Annotated in this window: 12 protein-coding genes; 4 read left to right on the top strand and 8 right to left on the bottom strand. The window is 57.0% G+C overall.

Annotated elements, in window-relative coordinates; genetic code table 11:
* From OHL23_RS08505 to OHL23_RS08490, 4 genes are read right to left on the bottom strand one after another with little or no spacing between them, the layout of a single operon-like run.
* Entirely contained in the window at nt 1–3576 is a 3576-nt protein-coding gene (locus OHL23_RS08505) for a type I restriction endonuclease (RefSeq protein WP_263351349.1), read from the bottom strand.
* Nucleotides 3573–4949 (bottom strand): restriction endonuclease subunit S, encoded by a 1377-nt coding sequence (locus OHL23_RS08500; protein ID WP_263351348.1) that lies wholly within the window; start codon nt 4947–4949, stop codon nt 3573–3575. The genes OHL23_RS08505 and OHL23_RS08500 overlap by 4 nt, the downstream gene beginning before the upstream one ends.
* Nucleotides 4949–6745, bottom strand: a complete 1797-nt coding sequence (locus OHL23_RS08495) for a GmrSD restriction endonuclease domain-containing protein (protein ID WP_263351347.1) — start codon at nt 6743–6745, stop codon at nt 4949–4951. The genes OHL23_RS08500 and OHL23_RS08495 overlap by 1 nt, the downstream gene beginning before the upstream one ends.
* Before the next feature lie 3 nt (nt 6746–6748).
* Entirely contained in the window at nt 6749–9052 is a 2304-nt protein-coding gene (locus OHL23_RS08490; protein WP_263351346.1) for a type I restriction-modification system subunit M, read from the bottom strand.
* A gap of 509 nt (nt 9053–9561) precedes the next feature.
* Here OHL23_RS08490 and OHL23_RS08485 point away from each other — a divergent pair.
* A complete protein-coding gene (locus OHL23_RS08485; protein WP_263351345.1) occupies nt 9562–10527 on the top strand; it encodes an ArdC family protein in 966 nt (321 codons plus the stop codon).
* A gap of 57 nt (nt 10528–10584) precedes the next feature.
* Here the strand turns inward: OHL23_RS08485 and OHL23_RS08480 are convergent, their stop codons facing one another.
* The 3 genes from OHL23_RS08480 to OHL23_RS08470 are packed head-to-tail and all read right to left on the bottom strand — an operon-like array spanning nt 10585 to nt 12773.
* A complete protein-coding gene (locus tag OHL23_RS08480) occupies nt 10585–12096 on the bottom strand; it encodes a ThiF family adenylyltransferase (protein WP_263351344.1) in 1512 nt (503 codons plus the stop codon).
* Nucleotides 12075–12461 (bottom strand): hypothetical protein, encoded by a 387-nt coding sequence (locus OHL23_RS08475; RefSeq protein WP_263351343.1) that lies wholly within the window; start codon nt 12459–12461, stop codon nt 12075–12077. The genes OHL23_RS08480 and OHL23_RS08475 overlap by 22 nt, the downstream gene beginning before the upstream one ends.
* Nucleotides 12462–12473: 12 nt before the next feature.
* Nucleotides 12474–12773, bottom strand: coding sequence for a hypothetical protein (locus OHL23_RS08470; RefSeq protein ID WP_263351342.1), 300 nt, complete (start codon nt 12771–12773; stop codon nt 12474–12476).
* Between the two features lie 113 nt (nt 12774–12886).
* Between OHL23_RS08470 and OHL23_RS08465 the strand changes: the two genes are divergently transcribed.
* Together OHL23_RS08465 and OHL23_RS08460 are read left to right on the top strand one after the other, a co-directional pair.
* On the top strand, nt 12887–13246 hold the full coding sequence (locus OHL23_RS08465) for a helix-turn-helix domain-containing protein (protein ID WP_263351341.1): 360 nt from the start codon (nt 12887–12889) through the stop codon (nt 13244–13246).
* Nucleotides 13243–13809, top strand: a complete 567-nt coding sequence (locus OHL23_RS08460) for an ImmA/IrrE family metallo-endopeptidase (RefSeq protein WP_263351340.1) — start codon at nt 13243–13245, stop codon at nt 13807–13809. The genes OHL23_RS08465 and OHL23_RS08460 overlap by 4 nt, the downstream gene beginning before the upstream one ends.
* 39 nt (nt 13810–13848) lie before the next feature.
* On the opposite strand, the gene OHL23_RS08455 is transcribed toward OHL23_RS08460, so the two are convergent.
* A complete protein-coding gene (locus OHL23_RS08455; RefSeq protein ID WP_263351339.1) occupies nt 13849–14976 on the bottom strand; it encodes a Fic family protein in 1128 nt (375 codons plus the stop codon).
* 396 nt (nt 14977–15372) lie between these two features.
* Between OHL23_RS08455 and OHL23_RS08450 the strand changes: the two genes are divergently transcribed.
* On the top strand, nt 15373–17229 hold the full coding sequence (locus OHL23_RS08450; RefSeq protein ID WP_263351338.1) for a ParB/RepB/Spo0J family partition protein: 1857 nt from the start codon (nt 15373–15375) through the stop codon (nt 17227–17229).
* Nucleotides 17230–17260 lie beyond the last annotated feature (31 nt).

Genomic DNA, 17260 nt, shown 5'->3' with positions numbered 1-17260 from the left:
CTATTGGCTCGTCAGCGCATACACCATATCGCCGACAAAACGCTTGAACGACTCATTTTCAACGAACTGCTTGTAAACCTGCGTGTCATCTTTCAGAAGATGCTGCATCACTTTGGCCAGAGCCTGGTCATGGGCCATGCGCGCGGTGTGAGGGGTATTCTCTTTTGCGTTCTGGTAAGCCGCATCTGCCGCGACTTTCGGAGCGATATCGTCGCGAATGCGTTTCGCAACACGGTCAGTATCGGTGAACAATGTCCCAAACTGCTCATTGAAGGTTTTTAGGATATTGCTCAGCCGGTCCAGCTCGGGCTCGGATTTATGCCCTTGAACGTCCATCGGGACCGGAGCGATTTCGGCATCCGTGTCCGCCAGCGCGATGTTCATTATCGCTTTCTTCTCGACCCGGTAGCTGTCCATATCGATCGCTTCAAGGATTCCTTTGGAAAGGTCCTCTTCTTTCGGCGCCGGCAGTTTTGGGGTTAACAGAGTGAGGAAGATCGAGAGCTTTTCCCATTCAGCGTTACTGTAGGGAATGATCGAAGACAGGAAGCTGTAGGTGCGGCAGAAGATCTTTGCCTTGCCCTTGAATTCCACCTGAGAATCTTCATCGAGCGCGTCGATATAAACCGCGACACACAGATCGAGAATCGGGTCGAGTTTGTCGCGTTCCGCGCCGCCGAGGAACAGCTCGACCACCTTTTCGACCTGTTCTTGCGAATAGACCTGCGCTCCGTCGAGCGCTGCCTTCAGGTCGTGAAGTTTGTTGGGATCGGTCTCCTCGGCCAGAATCGTCGTGCGGTAGTAATCCTGAAAGGCAAAGTTAATGGCTTCCGAATTGTTCTGGAAATCGAGAACGAAGCAGTCGTATTTTTGCGGATGCGCGCGATTGAGGCGCGACAGGGTCTGAACCGCCTTGATGCCAGACAGCGGTTTATCGACATACATTGAGTGCAGCAGCGGCTCGTCGTAGCCGGTCTGGAACTTATCGGCGCAGATCAGGAAGCGATACGGGTCCTCCTGTATGGTGTCCGCGATATCTCGGCTTGGAAAGCCATTGAGCGATGCTTCGCTTACCTTCGTACCGCCGAATTCATGGTCCCCTGAAAATGCCACGATCGCCTGATAAGGGCTCTTGCGCTCGGCAAGGTAAGTCTTGAAAGCGTGGAAGTATTGAATCGCGCGTTCGATACCGCTCGTGACGATCATTGCGCGCGCCTCGCCGCCGATTTTGCCGGCGGCGATTACATGGTCATGGAAATGATCGACCATGATCTCCGCTTTGAGGCGGATTGCATGATCGTGGCTCTCTACATAACGGCGGAGCTTTTTCTTCGCCTTCTTTGTGTCAAACTCGGGATCTTCTTCGGTTTTTTTGATCAGTTTGTAATAGCTCGTTACCGGCGTGAAGGCCTTCAGCACGTCGAGGATGAACCGCTCCTCGATCGCCTGCTTCATCGTGTAGGAATGGAACGGTCTGTGCTTGACCTTGCCTTCGGCATCCGGCGGCAACACCTCTCCGAACATTTCCAGCGTCTTATTTTTGGGCGTCGCCGTGAACGCGAAGTAGCTGGCGTTTTTCAGCATTTTGCGCGCCGCCATCCGCTTTTCTAGCGCCTCATTGACGGTGTCTTCGGCGTCGTGGTCGCCCTCAACATCACTCGACGAGAGCGCCTGGCTCATCGCGGCTGATGTCTTCCCACCCTGACTGGAATGCGCCTCATCGATAACGATCGCAAACGACCGTCCCGACTCAGTGGCGATCTCATCGAGGATGAATGGGAATTTTTGCACCGTCGAGACAATGATCTTCCTGCCCTGCTCGATGAATTTGCGCAGGTCTCCTGAATGCTCGGCATGGCCGACAGTGGCGCCGACCTGCATGAATTGTTTAATCGTCTTTTGGATCTGATCATCGAGAATCCTACGATCCGTCACCACGATGACCGAGTCGAAGATCTCCTTTCCGTTGCGCTTGAGACCGACTAGCTGGTGTGAAAGCCATGCGATGGAATTCGATTTACCGCTGCCTGCGGAATGCTGCACGAGATAGCGCTTCCCAGCCCCCGTGTGACGAACGTCGGCGAGCGCCTTATGCACGAGATCAAGCTGGTGGTAGCGTGGCCAGACCTGTTTGCGCTTCTTACGGTTGGTACGCGGGTCCTTCTCCTCAACGATCTGAGCGAAATTCTCGAGAATATCGGTCAGTCCGGCAGGCGTGAGCACCTCTTTCCAGAGGTAATCGGTCTTCAGGCCGATTGGATTCGGCGGATTGCCAGCACCGTCCTTATAGCCTTTATTGAAAGGAAGGAACCACGAAGCCTTCCCCTTCAACTCCGTGCAAATACTCACTTCACTGTCGTCGACAGCGAAATGGACAACACACCTCCCGAACCCGAATAGAGGCTCCCGCGGATCGCGATCACGACGGTATTGCTCAACCGCATCATCGACGGTTTGCTTCGTCAGGCTATTCTTCAGCTCGAATGTCGCAATGGGTAGCCCATTGATAAAGAGACACAGGTCAAGGGCTCGGCGGCTCTCATCCATGCTATAGGCAAGCTGGCGCGTCAGTGAAAATCGGTTCAGCGAGTTGAGCCATTCGGCTTTCACGTTACCCGGCGAGGGCGTGCCATAGAAGAGATCGAAACGTAGAGGTCCATGATCCAATCCCTTCCGCAATACATCGATTACGCCTCTTTTTCCGATTTCGGACGATAGCCGGGTAAGAAACTTAAGGCGGTTGATATCTTTGGGATCATCGCCAATCGCCAATTTCGCAAAGCTATCCGGCTGAGTCGCGCGCAAGAATGCAAATAGGTGGGGGACGTCGAGGGAATGACCGCGGTCGTAGTCGCGCGCGCTGCCCGCAAAATAGCCGGTTCCGGCGGTGTGTGGAGTTCCCTCCATTGCGCCCGGCGTCACGGCCAGACCGTCTGAGCCCGTCATGTGGCGGACGATGATGGTTTCGAGCCCCTTCTCACTTGTATCGGTTGTTCGTCTGTTAAAAATGGCCTCGTCGAGAGGTTTTGGCGGTTCCACCTTCAACAGCGAGAAATCCTCCATGAACTCCGTCAGCAATGGGTCGTGTCGCTCGAAACCTCCGACGAGTTTTGCCGCTGCAGTCATGGGCATCTTTAGCCGTATCCGCGAACTATTTGCCGCTGCAACCGAAATGACTTCGATATTCCCGATGCGCGTCCCGGCATAAGCGGCGACGATGGACACGAATCTCATCCGTTCCTTTTCCGTCATCGCATCGGGATCTTTCGCCACAATGAGGTCGACGATCGCTTTTTGCTCGGCACTCATGACGACCGGCGAGTTTGCCGCGAGGATGCAGGGATTTTTCTTGTAGCGGCCGAGAACCGCTTCTCCCCATTTCTCCTGGTCAGCACGGGCGTGGCAATTTGCGCAAAGTGCGATCAGATTGGCGACACTGTGTTCATGGCTCTTGCTCCACGGCCGCACATGGGCGCGCTGTAGGGGGGTTGGCACACAACAGACCGCACAGTGATGGCGCGCTTCAAACAGAACGTCGCGGCGAATTTCGATGGGAATAGCTGGGCGGGAGGTCATAGCGACACCTCTTCTTCGAGAGTCTCGTCATCGATCTCTTGATCAGCATCAAAGTTTGCCGCTTCGGCGATAACGTCTTTCGGTAATTGAGCCCCCGCTCCACGAACGTCGACTTTTCCTGTGACAACGTCGTTAACTAAGCTTGTCTTTAGTTCTTGGAGCAGCTCGATTTCGCGCTCAAGACGAGCGATGCTTTTGTTGACACCGGCGCTCTTGACTCCTATCGATTCAACTATTCTCTGTTGCTCCGAAAACGGAGGGAGGATAATGGGTAGTCGGAAGAATTCCTCCGGGTACATTCGAAGCCGCGAAGATCGTACACCCGTGGAACGACACAGGATGTTTGAGATGTACGGTCTACTTCGTAGCAAACCGTCGATATATTCTCGGACAAACCTTTGGTTCTGGTGTGGTCGATAAACTGCGTATGCGGGGCTAATGATTCCCGAATAGGTCGACACTCCGAGCGCACCCATCCAAGCCCACATTGTATTAACTACAAGATCGCCCGGTTGACAGAGTTTATGGCCGGAGTACGAAGCGGCTTTGAACATTGTAATGTTCTTCTGACTTCGCGGCGTGACTCCCGTGATGTGAGAGACGGACAGGAGTTCCTCGCCGCCATCAAGAGACCTTTCGTCAACTTCGTGGAAGATGTATTTCGCGCGGCGAATATCCCAATGCTCCGGGATGTCCCCAACCCAAGGAATGCCTGAGGGTTTGAGACGTGCACTAGCATCTATTCCGCGGGTAACTGCGTGGTTGATTATGGTTTGCCGTTGCTCGTTGAGGAGCATGACCACTCTCTGTTTGCTCCGGATTGCCTTGTCCAGCCGTCCGCTGCTCCAGTCTAAGAACCGACCTATTGCAATCTGGTCTTCTGCCGGTGGTAAGGGCATGTAGGCACGGCTGAGTCGCTCATAGTCGATGTTCTGGCCCTCGCGAATGCCCGTGACAAAGAGCGTCAAACTTCGAATAAAGTCGGCCGACTTGAAGAAGCGCGAATAGAAAGCTCGCACCGCGTCGGGTCCCGGACAGAGAATGGTGTATGCAGGGCTTATAATGCCGCGAGCGTGGGCTAACTCAATACCACCCTCGAATGAACGTAAACTAATTACAAAATCGCCTGTTTCGACCAGCTTGAGAAGATGAAAATCCTTCGATGCGGTGACTGTACGACTTTCATAGTCGCTCTTGCGTACAACGCCTTTTCTCTGAGTTGCGGCGAGGAGCGGCTCATGCGGGAAGCCCTTTTGGACGCGTTCCCTAAAGAGAAACTTCATTCTTCGCTTGGACCAGTTCGACGGCATCGAATCTAGCCAGGGCAGGTCAGTATCCTGATATTTGGGGTATGGTTTGAGGCCAGCAATCATCACAGCACCTCGAACCATTGCTTGATCTTGAAGGCCATCAATTGACGCCTCTCCTCAAGGAAATCGTCGTAAGACGGGATTTGACCATTCAGCAGCGACTCGGGCAGGCAATTCATCTGAAAGTTTGCCTTCATCTCTGCGAGTTCCGTGATGCCGCCATACTTCGCGGTACTGCCGGCACATTGTTCTGTCAGTTCCTTGAAATAGATATCCGGAGCCCGGTCACCGATCACGATATTGATCTCGCTTTGCGCTAAGACAAAGTTCGCAATCTGGTTGTAGCGGCCGCGGGCGAGTCCTTGCTTCTTCAAGTAGTTTCGCGGAAAGACATGGTGCACGTCGCTGCGATTCATCAGCAAGTCATGGACCGAGATATCCCGCGACAGGAAACCCTTGTCTTTGAGTTTCACCTGCGCGGCCTTGTACGCCAGCAGATAAGGGCTCTGACCTGAGGAGGTGTCCATCTGCTGCAGCAGCATCCCCGTCCAGAACGAGGCGGGAAGCTCTGTTTCGATGACCGTATTCACATACGGCACGAGACCGACAGATTCAATCTGACGAATATCCAGATCGAAGGCCGTTTCCGGACTAGCCGTGAAGCGCCCGCGGAGAATCGACATCGCGTACCAGCGCCGCACTAGCTGTTCGAGTTCGTGGGCCGGAATCTTCTCCGCCCTGCCCTTTAGGTAAAGGATGTAGGCGAAATTGACGGCATTCTGCCCGCCAATGAGATCGCTGGTTACAAAACCCGCCGAGCGCAGGATCATCGTGAACCGCTCGAAATGGGTTTGGTTTATGAATTGAAGAATCCCTTGCTTAAGCTTCCCGAAGGACTCCTCGGCGATCGATGCTTCATACTGTCGCGTCTCGAAGTTGCGGCCGGATAGCAAGGCAACCAGGTCCGACAGTTTGCCGCGGCCGAACTCGGCCGTGAAGGCGACGCGGAGCATATCGGTATAAGCGGGGTCATAGATATCATCGTTGACGTCTTTAAGCCAACGCATCTTCGGCAGAAACTCTGATGCCACGAAGACCTTGTCGCTCTTTTCAATCGTCGACAGAAACTCGGGTGCGACCGCGAGGCGGCAGAAATAGTCGATGGCCTTGCGGAGCGTATTGCCACCGTAGCTTTCGTTGGCGGCAATCTTCGACATCACGAAATCCGCTTGAGAGAGCTCTGTGCCGGCCGAATTCACGCGGATGAAGATCTCGGTCACCGTTTCGATATCGAGATCCTCGGCGAGCTCGATCAGGCCGACATGGTTGTTAATGATCTTCTGGAGTTTTTGAAGGACCTTCCCGACATGTTTGCGATCGGCCTGCGGATTTTTGCTGATATAAGAGTCCGTGAGCTCGATCAGATCGGCATCGGGCGCAAACACCGTGGCGACATCCTCGATCCAGGACCCATCTTTTCTGATTGCGGGGTTCGCCACCTCGAATTTCTCCTCCAGCGGATGAAAAGCAATTCGGATGCGGACCGTGTCATAGTCTTTTGTGAGGACTTCGCGGCCAAGCAACCCCGCCATAAGCGCCGTGACGCGTTGTTGCCCGTCAATGAGAATTCGTTTGCCCGCCGACAGCGTGCCGTCCTTGAGTTTCACATTCGGGTTGCGCCACGCAATCAGGTAGCCCACCGGATAGCCCTGGTAGAGGGAATCGAGCAGATTGCGGACCTTGGTCCCTTCCCACACGAATGGCCGTTGGATCTCGGGAATAGCGATCTCGCCCGATTTTACCCAGGTAAGCAGGGTTTCAATGGGATGTGGTGTGACCGAATATCTTTGCGACGACATGGCCTACTTGCCCCCAATCAACAGGCCGTCGAGAAGTCCCTCGGACTCCTTCTCAATAGCCACAATATCGGCACTGATTTCCTGAAGTGACCGCATCGGCTGCGGTTTGTAGAAATGCCGCGTAAAGCTGATTTCGTAGCCGATCTTGGTTGCGCTTTCCTTGATCCAGGCGTCGGGCGTGTAGGGCAGCACTTCACGGCGGATGAAGGCTTCGATTCCGCCGTCTTCGAGAAGCGGCACCTGCTCGGTGTCCCGCAAATCGGAATCGGGCTCATATTCGACCGTCGCCTTCTTCCCCGCAATACTTGCCTCGAACAACCCGCGGAGAGGATCAGCGCCGACTTTGCCGGTTTTGTGTATCTTTGCGATGACCGGCGGCGCCGTCTCAACGCGCCAGCTCACCGTTTTGAGGATTAGTTTGAGATCGGCGGCCGAGAGTTTCGTGTCATCTTCCTTGAGCGCCTCATCGACGCGATCACGGAATATATTGTGATCGTCGAAGACGGCTTCCCCGAGCTTCTTACGCAGTGCCGTGGCCACTTCGACCAACCGGCCGTCGCGTTCCCACGTCTTCGGATCGAGCATCTTCTTTTTTTTCTTTTCCGGCAGGCCTTTCTTTTTTCCGTTCTCTTCGTCGTCGTCCGCCGCCTCCTCATCGTCACTGCCCCAGTCGGCTAGGCGCGTTTCAAGCTGGGCTTCGATTTTTGAGAAGTCAGCAAAAAGATCGTCACCGAACTCGTCATAAAGCGTTGAACGCAAGTCCTCGTCACCCGAGGCAAACCGCAGTTTTTCGATTGCTTTCAGCGTGAGCTGGCTATGCAGGCGCAACGGCCGCTCGACCGTCACCTTCCAATAGCCGAAGGCCTGGTTCGGAAAAATCTTTGACTGAGGCGTTTCCGTGAATTCCTGGAAGACCCGGCTGATGCGTTCGATATCGTCGCCCGAGAGCTCGCAGTTTTTCTTGCCGAGGTTTTTGCGCAATGGCTTGAACCATTCGGAGCCGTCGATGAGTTGAATTTGCCCGGCGCGATGCGCGGGCTTGCGATTGGACAGGACCCAGATATAGGTCGCAATACCCGTGTTGTAAAAGAGATTGAGCGGCAAGGCGACGATGGCTTCGACCCAATCATTCTCAATCAGCCAGCGTCGGATATTGCTTTCCCCCTGGCCCGCGTCGCCCGTGAACAAGGACGAGCCGTTGTGAACCTCGGCAATACGGCTGCCGAGGGCCGATTTGGGGTTCATCTTCGACGCCATATTCGCGAGGAACAGCATCTGCCCATCGCTGGAGCGCGTAACAAGAGAAAGCTCTTCGCCTTCGTGCATTACCTTGAAACGGGGATCGCGCAAGCCATCCTTGCCGCCCATCGCTTCAAGATCCTTCTTCCAGCTCTTTCCGTAAGGCGGGTTCGCGAGCATGAAATCGAATTCCTGTGCAGGAAACGCGTCGTGCGCAAGCGTCGACCACTCCGCACCGCCGACGATGTGATCTGCCACTTCGCCTTCGCCTTTGAGCAGCATGTCAGCTTTGCAAACGGCGTAGGTCTCGGGGTTGATTTCCTGCCCGTAAAGTACGGCTCGGACGTCGCGATTGTGCTTTAGGCCAATCCGTTTAAGCCTCTCTTCCGCAACGGTAAGCATGCCGCCCGTTCCACAGGCACAGTCGTAAAGCAAGTAAGTCCCTGACCGCAACTGCGGCTCTACAGGAAGAAAAACAAGGTTGGCCATCAAGGAAATTGCATCGCGAGGCGTCCAGTGCTGACCGGCTTCTTCATTGTTTTCTTCATTGAACTTGCGGACCAGTTCTTCAAAGACGGTCCCCATCGAGTGGTTGTCGATTCCTGTCGGCGAGAGATCGATATCGGGATCAAGAAACTTATTGATCAATGTGCCAATAGCGTCGGCTTTCGAGAGCGTCGGAAGCTGATTCCGGAATTTGAAGTTATCCAGAATGTCCTGGACGTTCGATGAAAAGCCGTTCAGGTAATCCTCAAAGTCGGCTAACAGCTGCTGCTGACTCCCTCGCGACTTCAGGTCGCGCAGCGTGAATTTCGATGTGTTGTAGAACGCCTGGCCGGATGCTTCGCAGAGAGCCGCCCGTTGTTCCGTGATGGCTGCGTTGTCTAGCATCTCCTTGGTATCGAGGACTGCCTGTTTTGTCGGCTCAAGAACGGCGTCCATCCGTCGAATGACGCACATCGGCAGGATCACGTCGGGGTATTTCCCGCGCTTGAAGAGATCGCGGAGAACGTCGTCGGCAATGCCCCAGATAAAGGAAACAATTTTGTTATGCGTCGCTTGATCCACTCTTTGTCACCACTCCGTGTTTGTCTTGCACTTCGCCTTCCGCCGAACTCAGCCTGCTGCTCGGTCAACCGCGCGCCGGGGCAAATTAGCGAGCTAATCCCGGAAGATAGAACGTAACTCGGCGCCCCACAACATGCGCATGAATAGCCATGCGAGCCACGATTTCAGCTCCTTCCGTTGCCGGCGGATAGCTGCCCCGTCGCCGCTCGACGACGGCTCTAACTCTGCAGTCGGATGCATCAGTATTGTTACACTGCCGCCCGCTACCAGCGAAGCCGCGATCCGTTACCAAAGCGTTTTGCATCATGACCTCTTTCCTGCTGCCCCTCACATGGCGGGGTATCGGCACTCTGGCCGTCGCCGCTTGCCGTCAATGACGCTGTTTTGGCTCCCCCTGCCCTTTGGGCCGGTCCCCCCAAAAAGCTATGACAGCCGCGCTTGGTTGCGCCGGCTCCTGTGCCTCTTCCACCCCCGCCGATGGGGGCAATTCAAACGGAAAGAGGCACACCATGACGAAACCGCTTTCGAACAGAAGCAGGCACGCGCGTCGCCCGGAGAGCGGCCCTGCCCGCGATCCGATGCAGGAATTCGCAAACCGCATCATCGCCGAGCTTGAGCGCGGCGTGAAACCGTGGGTCCGCCCGTGGGACCCGGAGAAAGCCGGCGGCCCGCAGGCGCCCTTCAATCCTGTGACCGGAAAGCGGTATCACGGCATCAATGTCCTGATTCTCGGCATGGACATGCGCGCCTTCCAGACTGGCGATCCGCGCTGGATGACCTACCAGCAGGCGCAAGGCAAAGACTGGCAGGTGAAGAAGGGCGAGCGCTCGACCACCATCTTCTTCGCGAAATCCTACGAAGTCGAAAACGAGGCTTCCGACGAGGAAACCAAGACCGTCAGCGTCCTCCGACACTTTGCCGTTTTCCATGCGTCGCAGATCGACGGTATTCCGGCTTATGAAGCTGCGACGATCGAGGAGGCCCCGTTGGCCAAGCCCGAAGCATCCGACATCATCCTCCGCAACAGCGGCGCTGTCATCCGGATCGGCGGCGATCGCGCGTTCTACTCGCCGTCGACCGATCACATTCAAATGCCTCCGGAACAGGCCTTCAGCGGGCCGTTGGGATTCGCGGTAACCGCACTGCATGAGCTGGCGCACTGGACCGGGCATCCAACGCGGCTTAACCGCGATCTCCAGGACCGTTTTGGTTCTGCTGCCTACGCGATGGAAGAGCTTCGCGCCGAGCTGGCTTCGGCGTTCGTTGCAAATGAAATCGGCATTCCGACGGACATCCCGCACCATGCCAGCTATATCGCCAGCTGGATCAAGGCACTCAAGGACGACAAGCGCGAGATCTTCCGCGCCGCCGCGGATGCTCAGCGTATTGCCGACATGGTTCTCGGGTTCCATCCGGGTTATGCGACGGTGGTTCAGAAGGAGCTGCGGGAAGCGCTGGCTGCCGCGGATTCCTAAACCGCGCAATTTAGCAACACAGTCAGATGGCGCTGGATGGCGCCACCGTCTACACCTTTACGCCGGCAACCGAATTCCAGATTCTGTGGCCTCTGCTGTCTTTACCTTTGTACGTTCAATGACGGGAAGGCGGCGCGCATCGCCGCGCGCAAGACGGCTTCGTGGGCCCTGACCGCACTCCGGGCAGGATGGCGACTTGCGAGGCTCGTCCGACCATACCTGCCGACCTCGTGGATGAAACCTCATGAACGAGGTTGGAGCATTGGGGTCGCGCAGGCCGGTCATATAGAACAGAAAGTCGTCTGTGGCGTGAGAAACCGCTACCGCATTTAATGTGATAACGCTCGGCGCAATAACGTCGGGGTCATCGACATAGCGTTGCCCTCTCCTCTCCTGCTCGGAGATGCTCTCCTCCTGCAGCTTCGCCGCATTGATCAGCCCGTTGCATAGGAGGCAGCCGCTTTCGGGCGTAACCGGCCGGACCACGCTGAAGACATCGGTGACCTCGCCCGTTTTCCGATCGACCTGGACCTTCGCGCCGACCTGAACTCCGGGGATCAGATACTGATGGACGATTGCGTTGAACAGCAGCCTCGCGCGCGCGGTGTCTGCGGCCAGGAACAGATAGTCGCAATCGGTGAACCGAGCCGCAATATCCGCTTCAAGGAAATCGCCGATGATCGTTTCGACTTTTGCGCTTGGATTTGCGCGCAAGATATTCCGGCGCGCCATCAGGACCTTTGGCTTCGCAAGGCGGAAAGCAATTTGTTGAAGCCACTTCGGAGATTTCTCGCTCGCAAGCCAGCCTAGAGCGTCCCAACGAGAGGCGCCGGTCAGTCGCGGCAGATTCGAAAGTTCGGCGCGATCCGGATCGACCAGAACAAATGATCCGACCCCAAGACGCCCGAGGTACTCCGCAATCAATGAACCTGCTCCGCCCAGGCCGATGATTCCGACCTTTGCCCGGCCCAGGATGGCTTGGCCCAAATCTCCAAAGAGCCGCGCCTGCCTGTCATACACCGGCGAAGAGAGACTCACCTGCCGGGTCGGCGCGGCCGTAAGCCTGCGGCGGGAACGACCGACAACGACGATCTCTGAAAGCTCAATTTGCCGATCACCCGATAGCCAGATGCTGCCAGCGACGGCATTTTCCGCGAACACCAGGGCGCCCACGGGCATACCACGCGCAATGTCCAATAATGCCGGATAGCCCCGCTGATGCGACCGCAGATCATCGGATGAGAACTGGACGGAGTCGCAACCGCCGTGGTTGTGAATCGCCAGATAAACAAGTCTTTCCGTGCCGCACATCGCAATGCGATCGGCGATGAAGCCGGCCTTGAGCATCCTGTAGCCGCGCTTGCCGGGAACGTAGTCAATGCCGTCCGCCGCGAGAAAGAGCTCGCGCGCGAGCAAACGCACTTCGGATTTGCTCTCGGCTATTCCAGCGACAATAACGGCCCCGTGCTCATCGTGATCGCCGGGGAATAGATGATGATCCAGCCGGCGATAGAGATCATCGGGGACAATCAGACGATAACGGCGTTTCATGGACGAGAAGTCAGCCATCGTAGCACCTTGCACAGCTTGAGAAGCGCTGTATGCGAAGTTGGATCGAGTTTGTTCGTGCGCCGGGAAATCTGCACGGCCGGAGTCTTCTGGAAGGTGCCGATCGACGTGCCCTCCCCCAGCGCCTTCCCATCACGCCGGCTCAAGTCATGCCTCACGAAATGCGGGTAGACATCCGCATACGGATAGGTGTGAGTGATATGAAATCCGACCCAGGTTTGCGTCTGCAGGTACAGCGCTCCCTCAAGGGGAATGTTCTGCACTGTAACGACAGCGCCACCTTGACCGTCGTCAACGGATTCCAGGTGGCAGTCCGGGTACGCCTCGGATATCTCCTTAATCGCTTCCTGCACTTCTGGCGTCATGGCCTGGAGCCCTCACGAATTGTCGTCATCCGCAATCGCGTGAAAGCGGCTTTCGTGCGTAAGGTGCACTTCTTCGCCGTCGCCGATCAGCTTGTTGGGCTGGTGGTGGCGTACCAGGTACAGAAGAAAATCGAGCTCGATCTTGACCCCTTGCGCCTTTGCGGCCTCTTTGATCCGAAGCCCGGTGTGATGGTGGCCTTCCATGTGGACGTGCTTTTCGTTGACATGGAATCTCACCGGCTCGGGGTGCGGATGATGATGCGGGTGAGGATGGCCATGCGGTTCGTGTGAGAATGACTGAGTTTGTTCCATTTTCGTCTCCTCAATTGCGATTAAGAACTGCGGTTGCTAAACTCGAATCGCAAGACCATAATTGCACATGTGGTGTGCGATTGCGAGTTAGCAATTCGTGGGGGGGGTAATGCATGACAGAGAATTTCGACACCGAGGCGTTCCGGGCGGCACTCGATAGTCAGCGATTGGCGATGGGAATGACCTGGAAAGATGTAGCCGAAGAATCAGGTGTAAGCGCATCCACCCTAACCCGGATGGCGCAAGGCAAGAGACCGGATGTTGACGGACTGGCGGCGCTCTTGCGGTGGTCGGGACTTAAAGCGGAGATGTTTATCGCGGCCAAGGAGGGAACCAAAAAGAAAGAAGCAGAACCGATCGCCCAAATCACCGCGGTACTGCGCGCCGACAAGAGTCTGAGCCGGGCAAGCGCTGAGGCGATCGAACAAATACTGAAAGCCGCATATAAGCGATTTAAGGAGCCAGCAAAATGAGCCTCAGGCGAGGTTTCAAAGCAAGCGCTAACCGGTTATCTCTGCGATTACGACGCGGGCAGGATTGCCTGCCGCACGCGCCGATCGATCTGGAGATTATTGCGGCGCGTCTTGAGATTGAGATCGCGCCACTGTCGGCCTTTGCCGAAGAAAGCCCCGAAGCTGTTCAGCAACTCTCCATCATCGATTCGGAAGCCTTTTCAGCGACGACTATTCGGTTCGATACGGGAAAGCGCATCATTATCCATAATGATTCCCACCATCCGCTTAGGCAGCGCAGCAATTTGTCGCATGAAATCTCACATATTCTGCTTGGCCACCCTTTCACATATCCGATCGACAGCACAGGTTGCCGAAACCATGACCGTGATCTTGAAGATGAGGCGAATTGGCTTGGGCCGGCGATCCTCATCTCCGATGAAGCCGCCCTGCATATCGTTCGTCAGGGCATGGATGAACAGTCCGCCTCCACGCATTACGGAGTCAGTTTACCTGTGCTTCGAATGCGCATAAACGGCAGCGGCGCGCGCATCCGGCACAGCCGCTCCCGTTACTCAAACTAGGCGATAAGATTGCTTTGAAAGCAGACTAAAGCGAACCTCTCACTTTACTCGTACCAGAGAATACGACGTACTCCGGCCCCGCGCAGGGTCTTTTACCAGCACTTTCTTCCGGATGAGGTCTTCGATATCGCGCAGCGCTGTATCGTGCGAGCACTTGGCGAGTTTGGCCCATTTGGACGAGGTCAGCTTGCCCTCGAAGCCGTTGAGCAGCCGGTTGATCACTGCGCGTTGACGTTCGTTGAATTCCACCTTCGCAAAATGCTCCCAGAACCGCGTCTTGCCGAGGACGGCCCCAAGGACGGTCTCGGACCGCTCGAAGGCGCGGCCAAGGCAGTCGAGGAACCATTCGAGCCAGCGGGTGATGTCGAGATCGCCTTTCTGCGTCGCTTCGAGGATGTCGTAATAGGCCTTGCGTTCCTGCCGGATCTGCGCCGACATGCTGTAGAAACGCTGCGAGGTGTCTTCCGAACGGGCGAGCACCATGTCGGCAATCGCGCGCGCGATGCGCCCATTGCCGTCGTCGAATGGATGGATCGTCACGAACCAGAGATGTGCAACCCCGGCCTTGAGCACAAGATCGGTCGAGCGGTCTTTCTCGAACCAATCAACAAACGCCTTCATCTCGTCACGCAGACGGTCAGCCGCGGGAGCTTCGTAGTGAACCCGTTCCTTGCCAATGGGTCCCGAGACGACCTGCATCGGGCCTTTCGCATCGTCACGCCAGGCCCCTACCCTGATCTTCGATATCCCGCTATGGCCGGTCGGGAACAAGGCCGCGTGCCAGCCGAAGAGACGCCGGCCTGTCAGCGGATCGGCGTAACGCTGCGTCGCATCGAGCATCATCTCGACAACGCCCTCGACATTCCGATCGGCCGGCACCAGCCCGCCAATGTCCAGCCCGAGGCGGCGCGCGATCGAGGAGCGCACCTGATCGCGATCGAGCACTTCGCCCTCGATCTCGCTCGATTTCAGGACATCTTCCGTGAGCGTGTTGAGGACAGCTTCCGTCCTCAACTGGAATCCAAGCCCTTTCATCTGGCCGATCAGGAGCCCCTGGCGGTGCCGCACATCGATGAGACGCGCAGAAATCCGATCATGGTCCCAGCGAAAGCCTGGCCAGCCTGCTTGCTCGTGGATGTAGGTCCCTGCCCTTTTTCGACGCACCATCTGCGTCGAATCTAGCCGCTAATCGACGCAAAGGCAAGGATAATCTACGCAAATTTGCGTAGATTAGGCCCCCTATTCGACGCATCGCGCCTTGGCAGGACCCGTTAAGAAGAACTACCCATTTTTTCTTAATCGTCTCCGGCGCACATCCGTCACTTGGCGATATTTCGACGTCTCCAGCATAGGCCTCTCCCCGGTGACCCCTTCAGCAGCAGGGCGAGGGCACTCTAGCCGCCGCCGCTTGCTGTCAATGACGCTTCTTGGCTCCCCCCTGCCCCCGCTTTCGCGAGGGGCACGGTTCCCCCAACAAGCTATGACAGCCGCGCTCGGTTGCGCCGGCAGGACGTGCCTCTCTCGCCCCCGCCGTGGGGGTCACTTCAACAAGAGAGGCACATCATGACAACGACCACGACCATATCCCTCAACAAGCTCCTCGCCTGGGGCGGCAATGTCCGCAAGACGGAGTCCGACAAGAACATCGATGAACTGGCCGCATCGATTTCAGCACATGGCCTTCTGCAATCGCTCGTCGTGCGAAAGGACAAGCGCGACAAATACGCCGTTGTCGCCGGAGGCCGCAGGCTTCTTGCGCTCCAATCGCTTGCCGATGCCGGCACGCTCGAAGCCGACTACCCGGTGCCGTGCAACGTCATCGGTCTCGACACCGACGCTACCGAGATCAGCCTCGCCGAAAACGTCCAGCGGGAGGCCATGCATCCCGCCGACGAATTCGAGGCGTTCAAAGCGCTGATCGAAAGCGGTACGCCGCCCGCCGATGTCGCCGCGCGTTTCGGCGTAACGGAGACCGTCGTCAAGCAGCGTATGAAGCTTGCCCATGTGAGCCCGAAGCTCGTCGCCGCCTACCGCAGGGGCAAGATGACGCTGCAGCACATCATGGCCTTCGCCGTGACAGACGATCATGCGGCGCAGGAGCGTGTCTGGCGTGAGGTTGCCGCATGGAAGCGCGGCAATCCCGATGCGATCCGGGACATGCTCACCGAAGGTGAGATCACTGGCGCCGATCCCCGCGTGCGGTTCGTCTCCGTCAAGGCTTATGAGAAGGCCGGAGGTACGGTACGCCGCGATCTCTTTAGCGAGGGCGACGACGGCGTTTTCATCGATGACGCCGTGCTGCTCGAAAGCTTGGTCGCAAAGAAGCTTGATTCAGTCGCAGCAGCTGTCCGCAAGCAGGGCTGGAGGTGGGTCGAGATCGAGGCCATCTTCGATCACGACGCATGGTCGAAATGCCAGCGCTTTCACCCCGAGCCCACACCCTTCTCACCGGAAGAGCAGTCGGAATACGACGCGCTGCTCGTCGAACGCGAGGAGCTTTGGGCCCTCGAGGATCTGGATGAAGGCCAGGTGACGCGCCTCGATGCTGTCGAGGAACGTCTCGCCGAACTGGGTGATCGTGAAACCGTGTGGTCACCCGAAACTCTCGGGATCGCCGGCGTGGTCGTCACGCTTGGCCGAGACGGCAAGGCCGAACTGCATTACGGTCTCGTTCGCCCCGAAGATGCGCCCCGAAAAACATCCCGGCGCGAGGCAGGTGCGCCTGACGTGACCGAGAATAGCGGCGACGGAGCATCCCCGCTGCCCGTGTCACTGGTCGAAAGCCTCACGGCACAGCGTTCCGCCGCGCTCAGCGCTGCGTTGCTTGACCATCCGGAAGCCGCGCTTGCCCTGCTGGTCGAACGGCTTGCGCTCCCGGTGTTCTACAGCGGGCCGCACGATGATGGCCTGTTGCAGATCACACCGCGAACCGCGTCGTTCCATCGCGTCGAAGGCTCGGCCGCTCACGCCACGATCGAGTCCGCTCATGCGGTTTGGCGGTTGCGTCTACCGGCCGATAGCGAGGCTCTTCTTGGCTGGTGTTTCATGCAGAGTGTCGCTACCCTTCAGGGCTTACTTACCTTCTGCGTGGCGCAGACGGTGAATGCGGTGCAGAGCAAAGACACGCGCTCTTCGTCGCCGCGAATGGCGCAATCCGAGACACTCGCGGCGCTGCTCAACCTCGACATGGCCCTGTGGTTCTCGCCGACCGGCGCGAACTACTTTGGCCGGGCAAGCAAAGCGACGATCATCGGCAACCTTGAGGAGATCAAGGGCGCCGTTGCTCCGGCATGGACTGCGATGAAGAAGACCGAACTGGCGAGCCTTGCCGAACGCGAAGCCGCGAAGGTCCGCTGGATTCCGGCGATGTTGCGTTTGCCGCAACCTCAGCCAGCCCTGGAGTCCATCGCGGCGGAATAACGTGCAGTATCGCGGCAGCCTCGTTCGCGGG

This window comes from Acidicapsa acidisoli (genome assembly GCF_025685625.1).
GTDB classification, from domain to species: domain Bacteria; phylum Acidobacteriota; class Terriglobia; order Terriglobales; family Acidobacteriaceae; genus Acidicapsa; species Acidicapsa acidisoli.
The sequence above is the reverse complement of the archived record's forward strand: the minus strand, read 5'-3'. Positions and strand labels throughout refer to the sequence as shown.

Bases quoted from the DNA above. Each gene is read 5' to 3' on its own strand.
- OHL23_RS08505 (WP_263351349.1), bottom strand. From the start codon at position 3,576: ATGACCTCCCGCCCAGCTATTCCCATCGAAATTCGCCGCGACGTTCTG.
- OHL23_RS08500 (WP_263351348.1), bottom strand. From the start codon at position 4,949: ATGATTGCTGGCCTCAAACCATACCCCAAATATCAGGATACTGACCTG.
- OHL23_RS08495 (WP_263351347.1), bottom strand. From the start codon at position 6,745: ATGTCGTCGCAAAGATATTCGGTCACACCACATCCCATTGAAACCCTG.
- OHL23_RS08485 (WP_263351345.1), top strand. From the start codon at position 9,562: ATGACGAAACCGCTTTCGAACAGAAGCAGGCACGCGCGTCGCCCGGAG.
- OHL23_RS08480 (WP_263351344.1), bottom strand. From the start codon at position 12,096: ATGGCTGACTTCTCGTCCATGAAACGCCGTTATCGTCTGATTGTCCCC.
- OHL23_RS08475 (WP_263351343.1), bottom strand. From the start codon at position 12,461: ATGACGCCAGAAGTGCAGGAAGCGATTAAGGAGATATCCGAGGCGTAC.
- OHL23_RS08470 (WP_263351342.1), bottom strand. From the start codon at position 12,773: ATGGAACAAACTCAGTCATTCTCACACGAACCGCATGGCCATCCTCAC.
- OHL23_RS08465 (WP_263351341.1), top strand. From the start codon at position 12,887: ATGACAGAGAATTTCGACACCGAGGCGTTCCGGGCGGCACTCGATAGT.
- OHL23_RS08460 (WP_263351340.1), top strand. From the start codon at position 13,243: ATGAGCCTCAGGCGAGGTTTCAAAGCAAGCGCTAACCGGTTATCTCTG.
- OHL23_RS08455 (WP_263351339.1), bottom strand. From the start codon at position 14,976: ATGGTGCGTCGAAAAAGGGCAGGGACCTACATCCACGAGCAAGCAGGC.
- OHL23_RS08450 (WP_263351338.1), top strand. From the start codon at position 15,373: ATGACAACGACCACGACCATATCCCTCAACAAGCTCCTCGCCTGGGGC.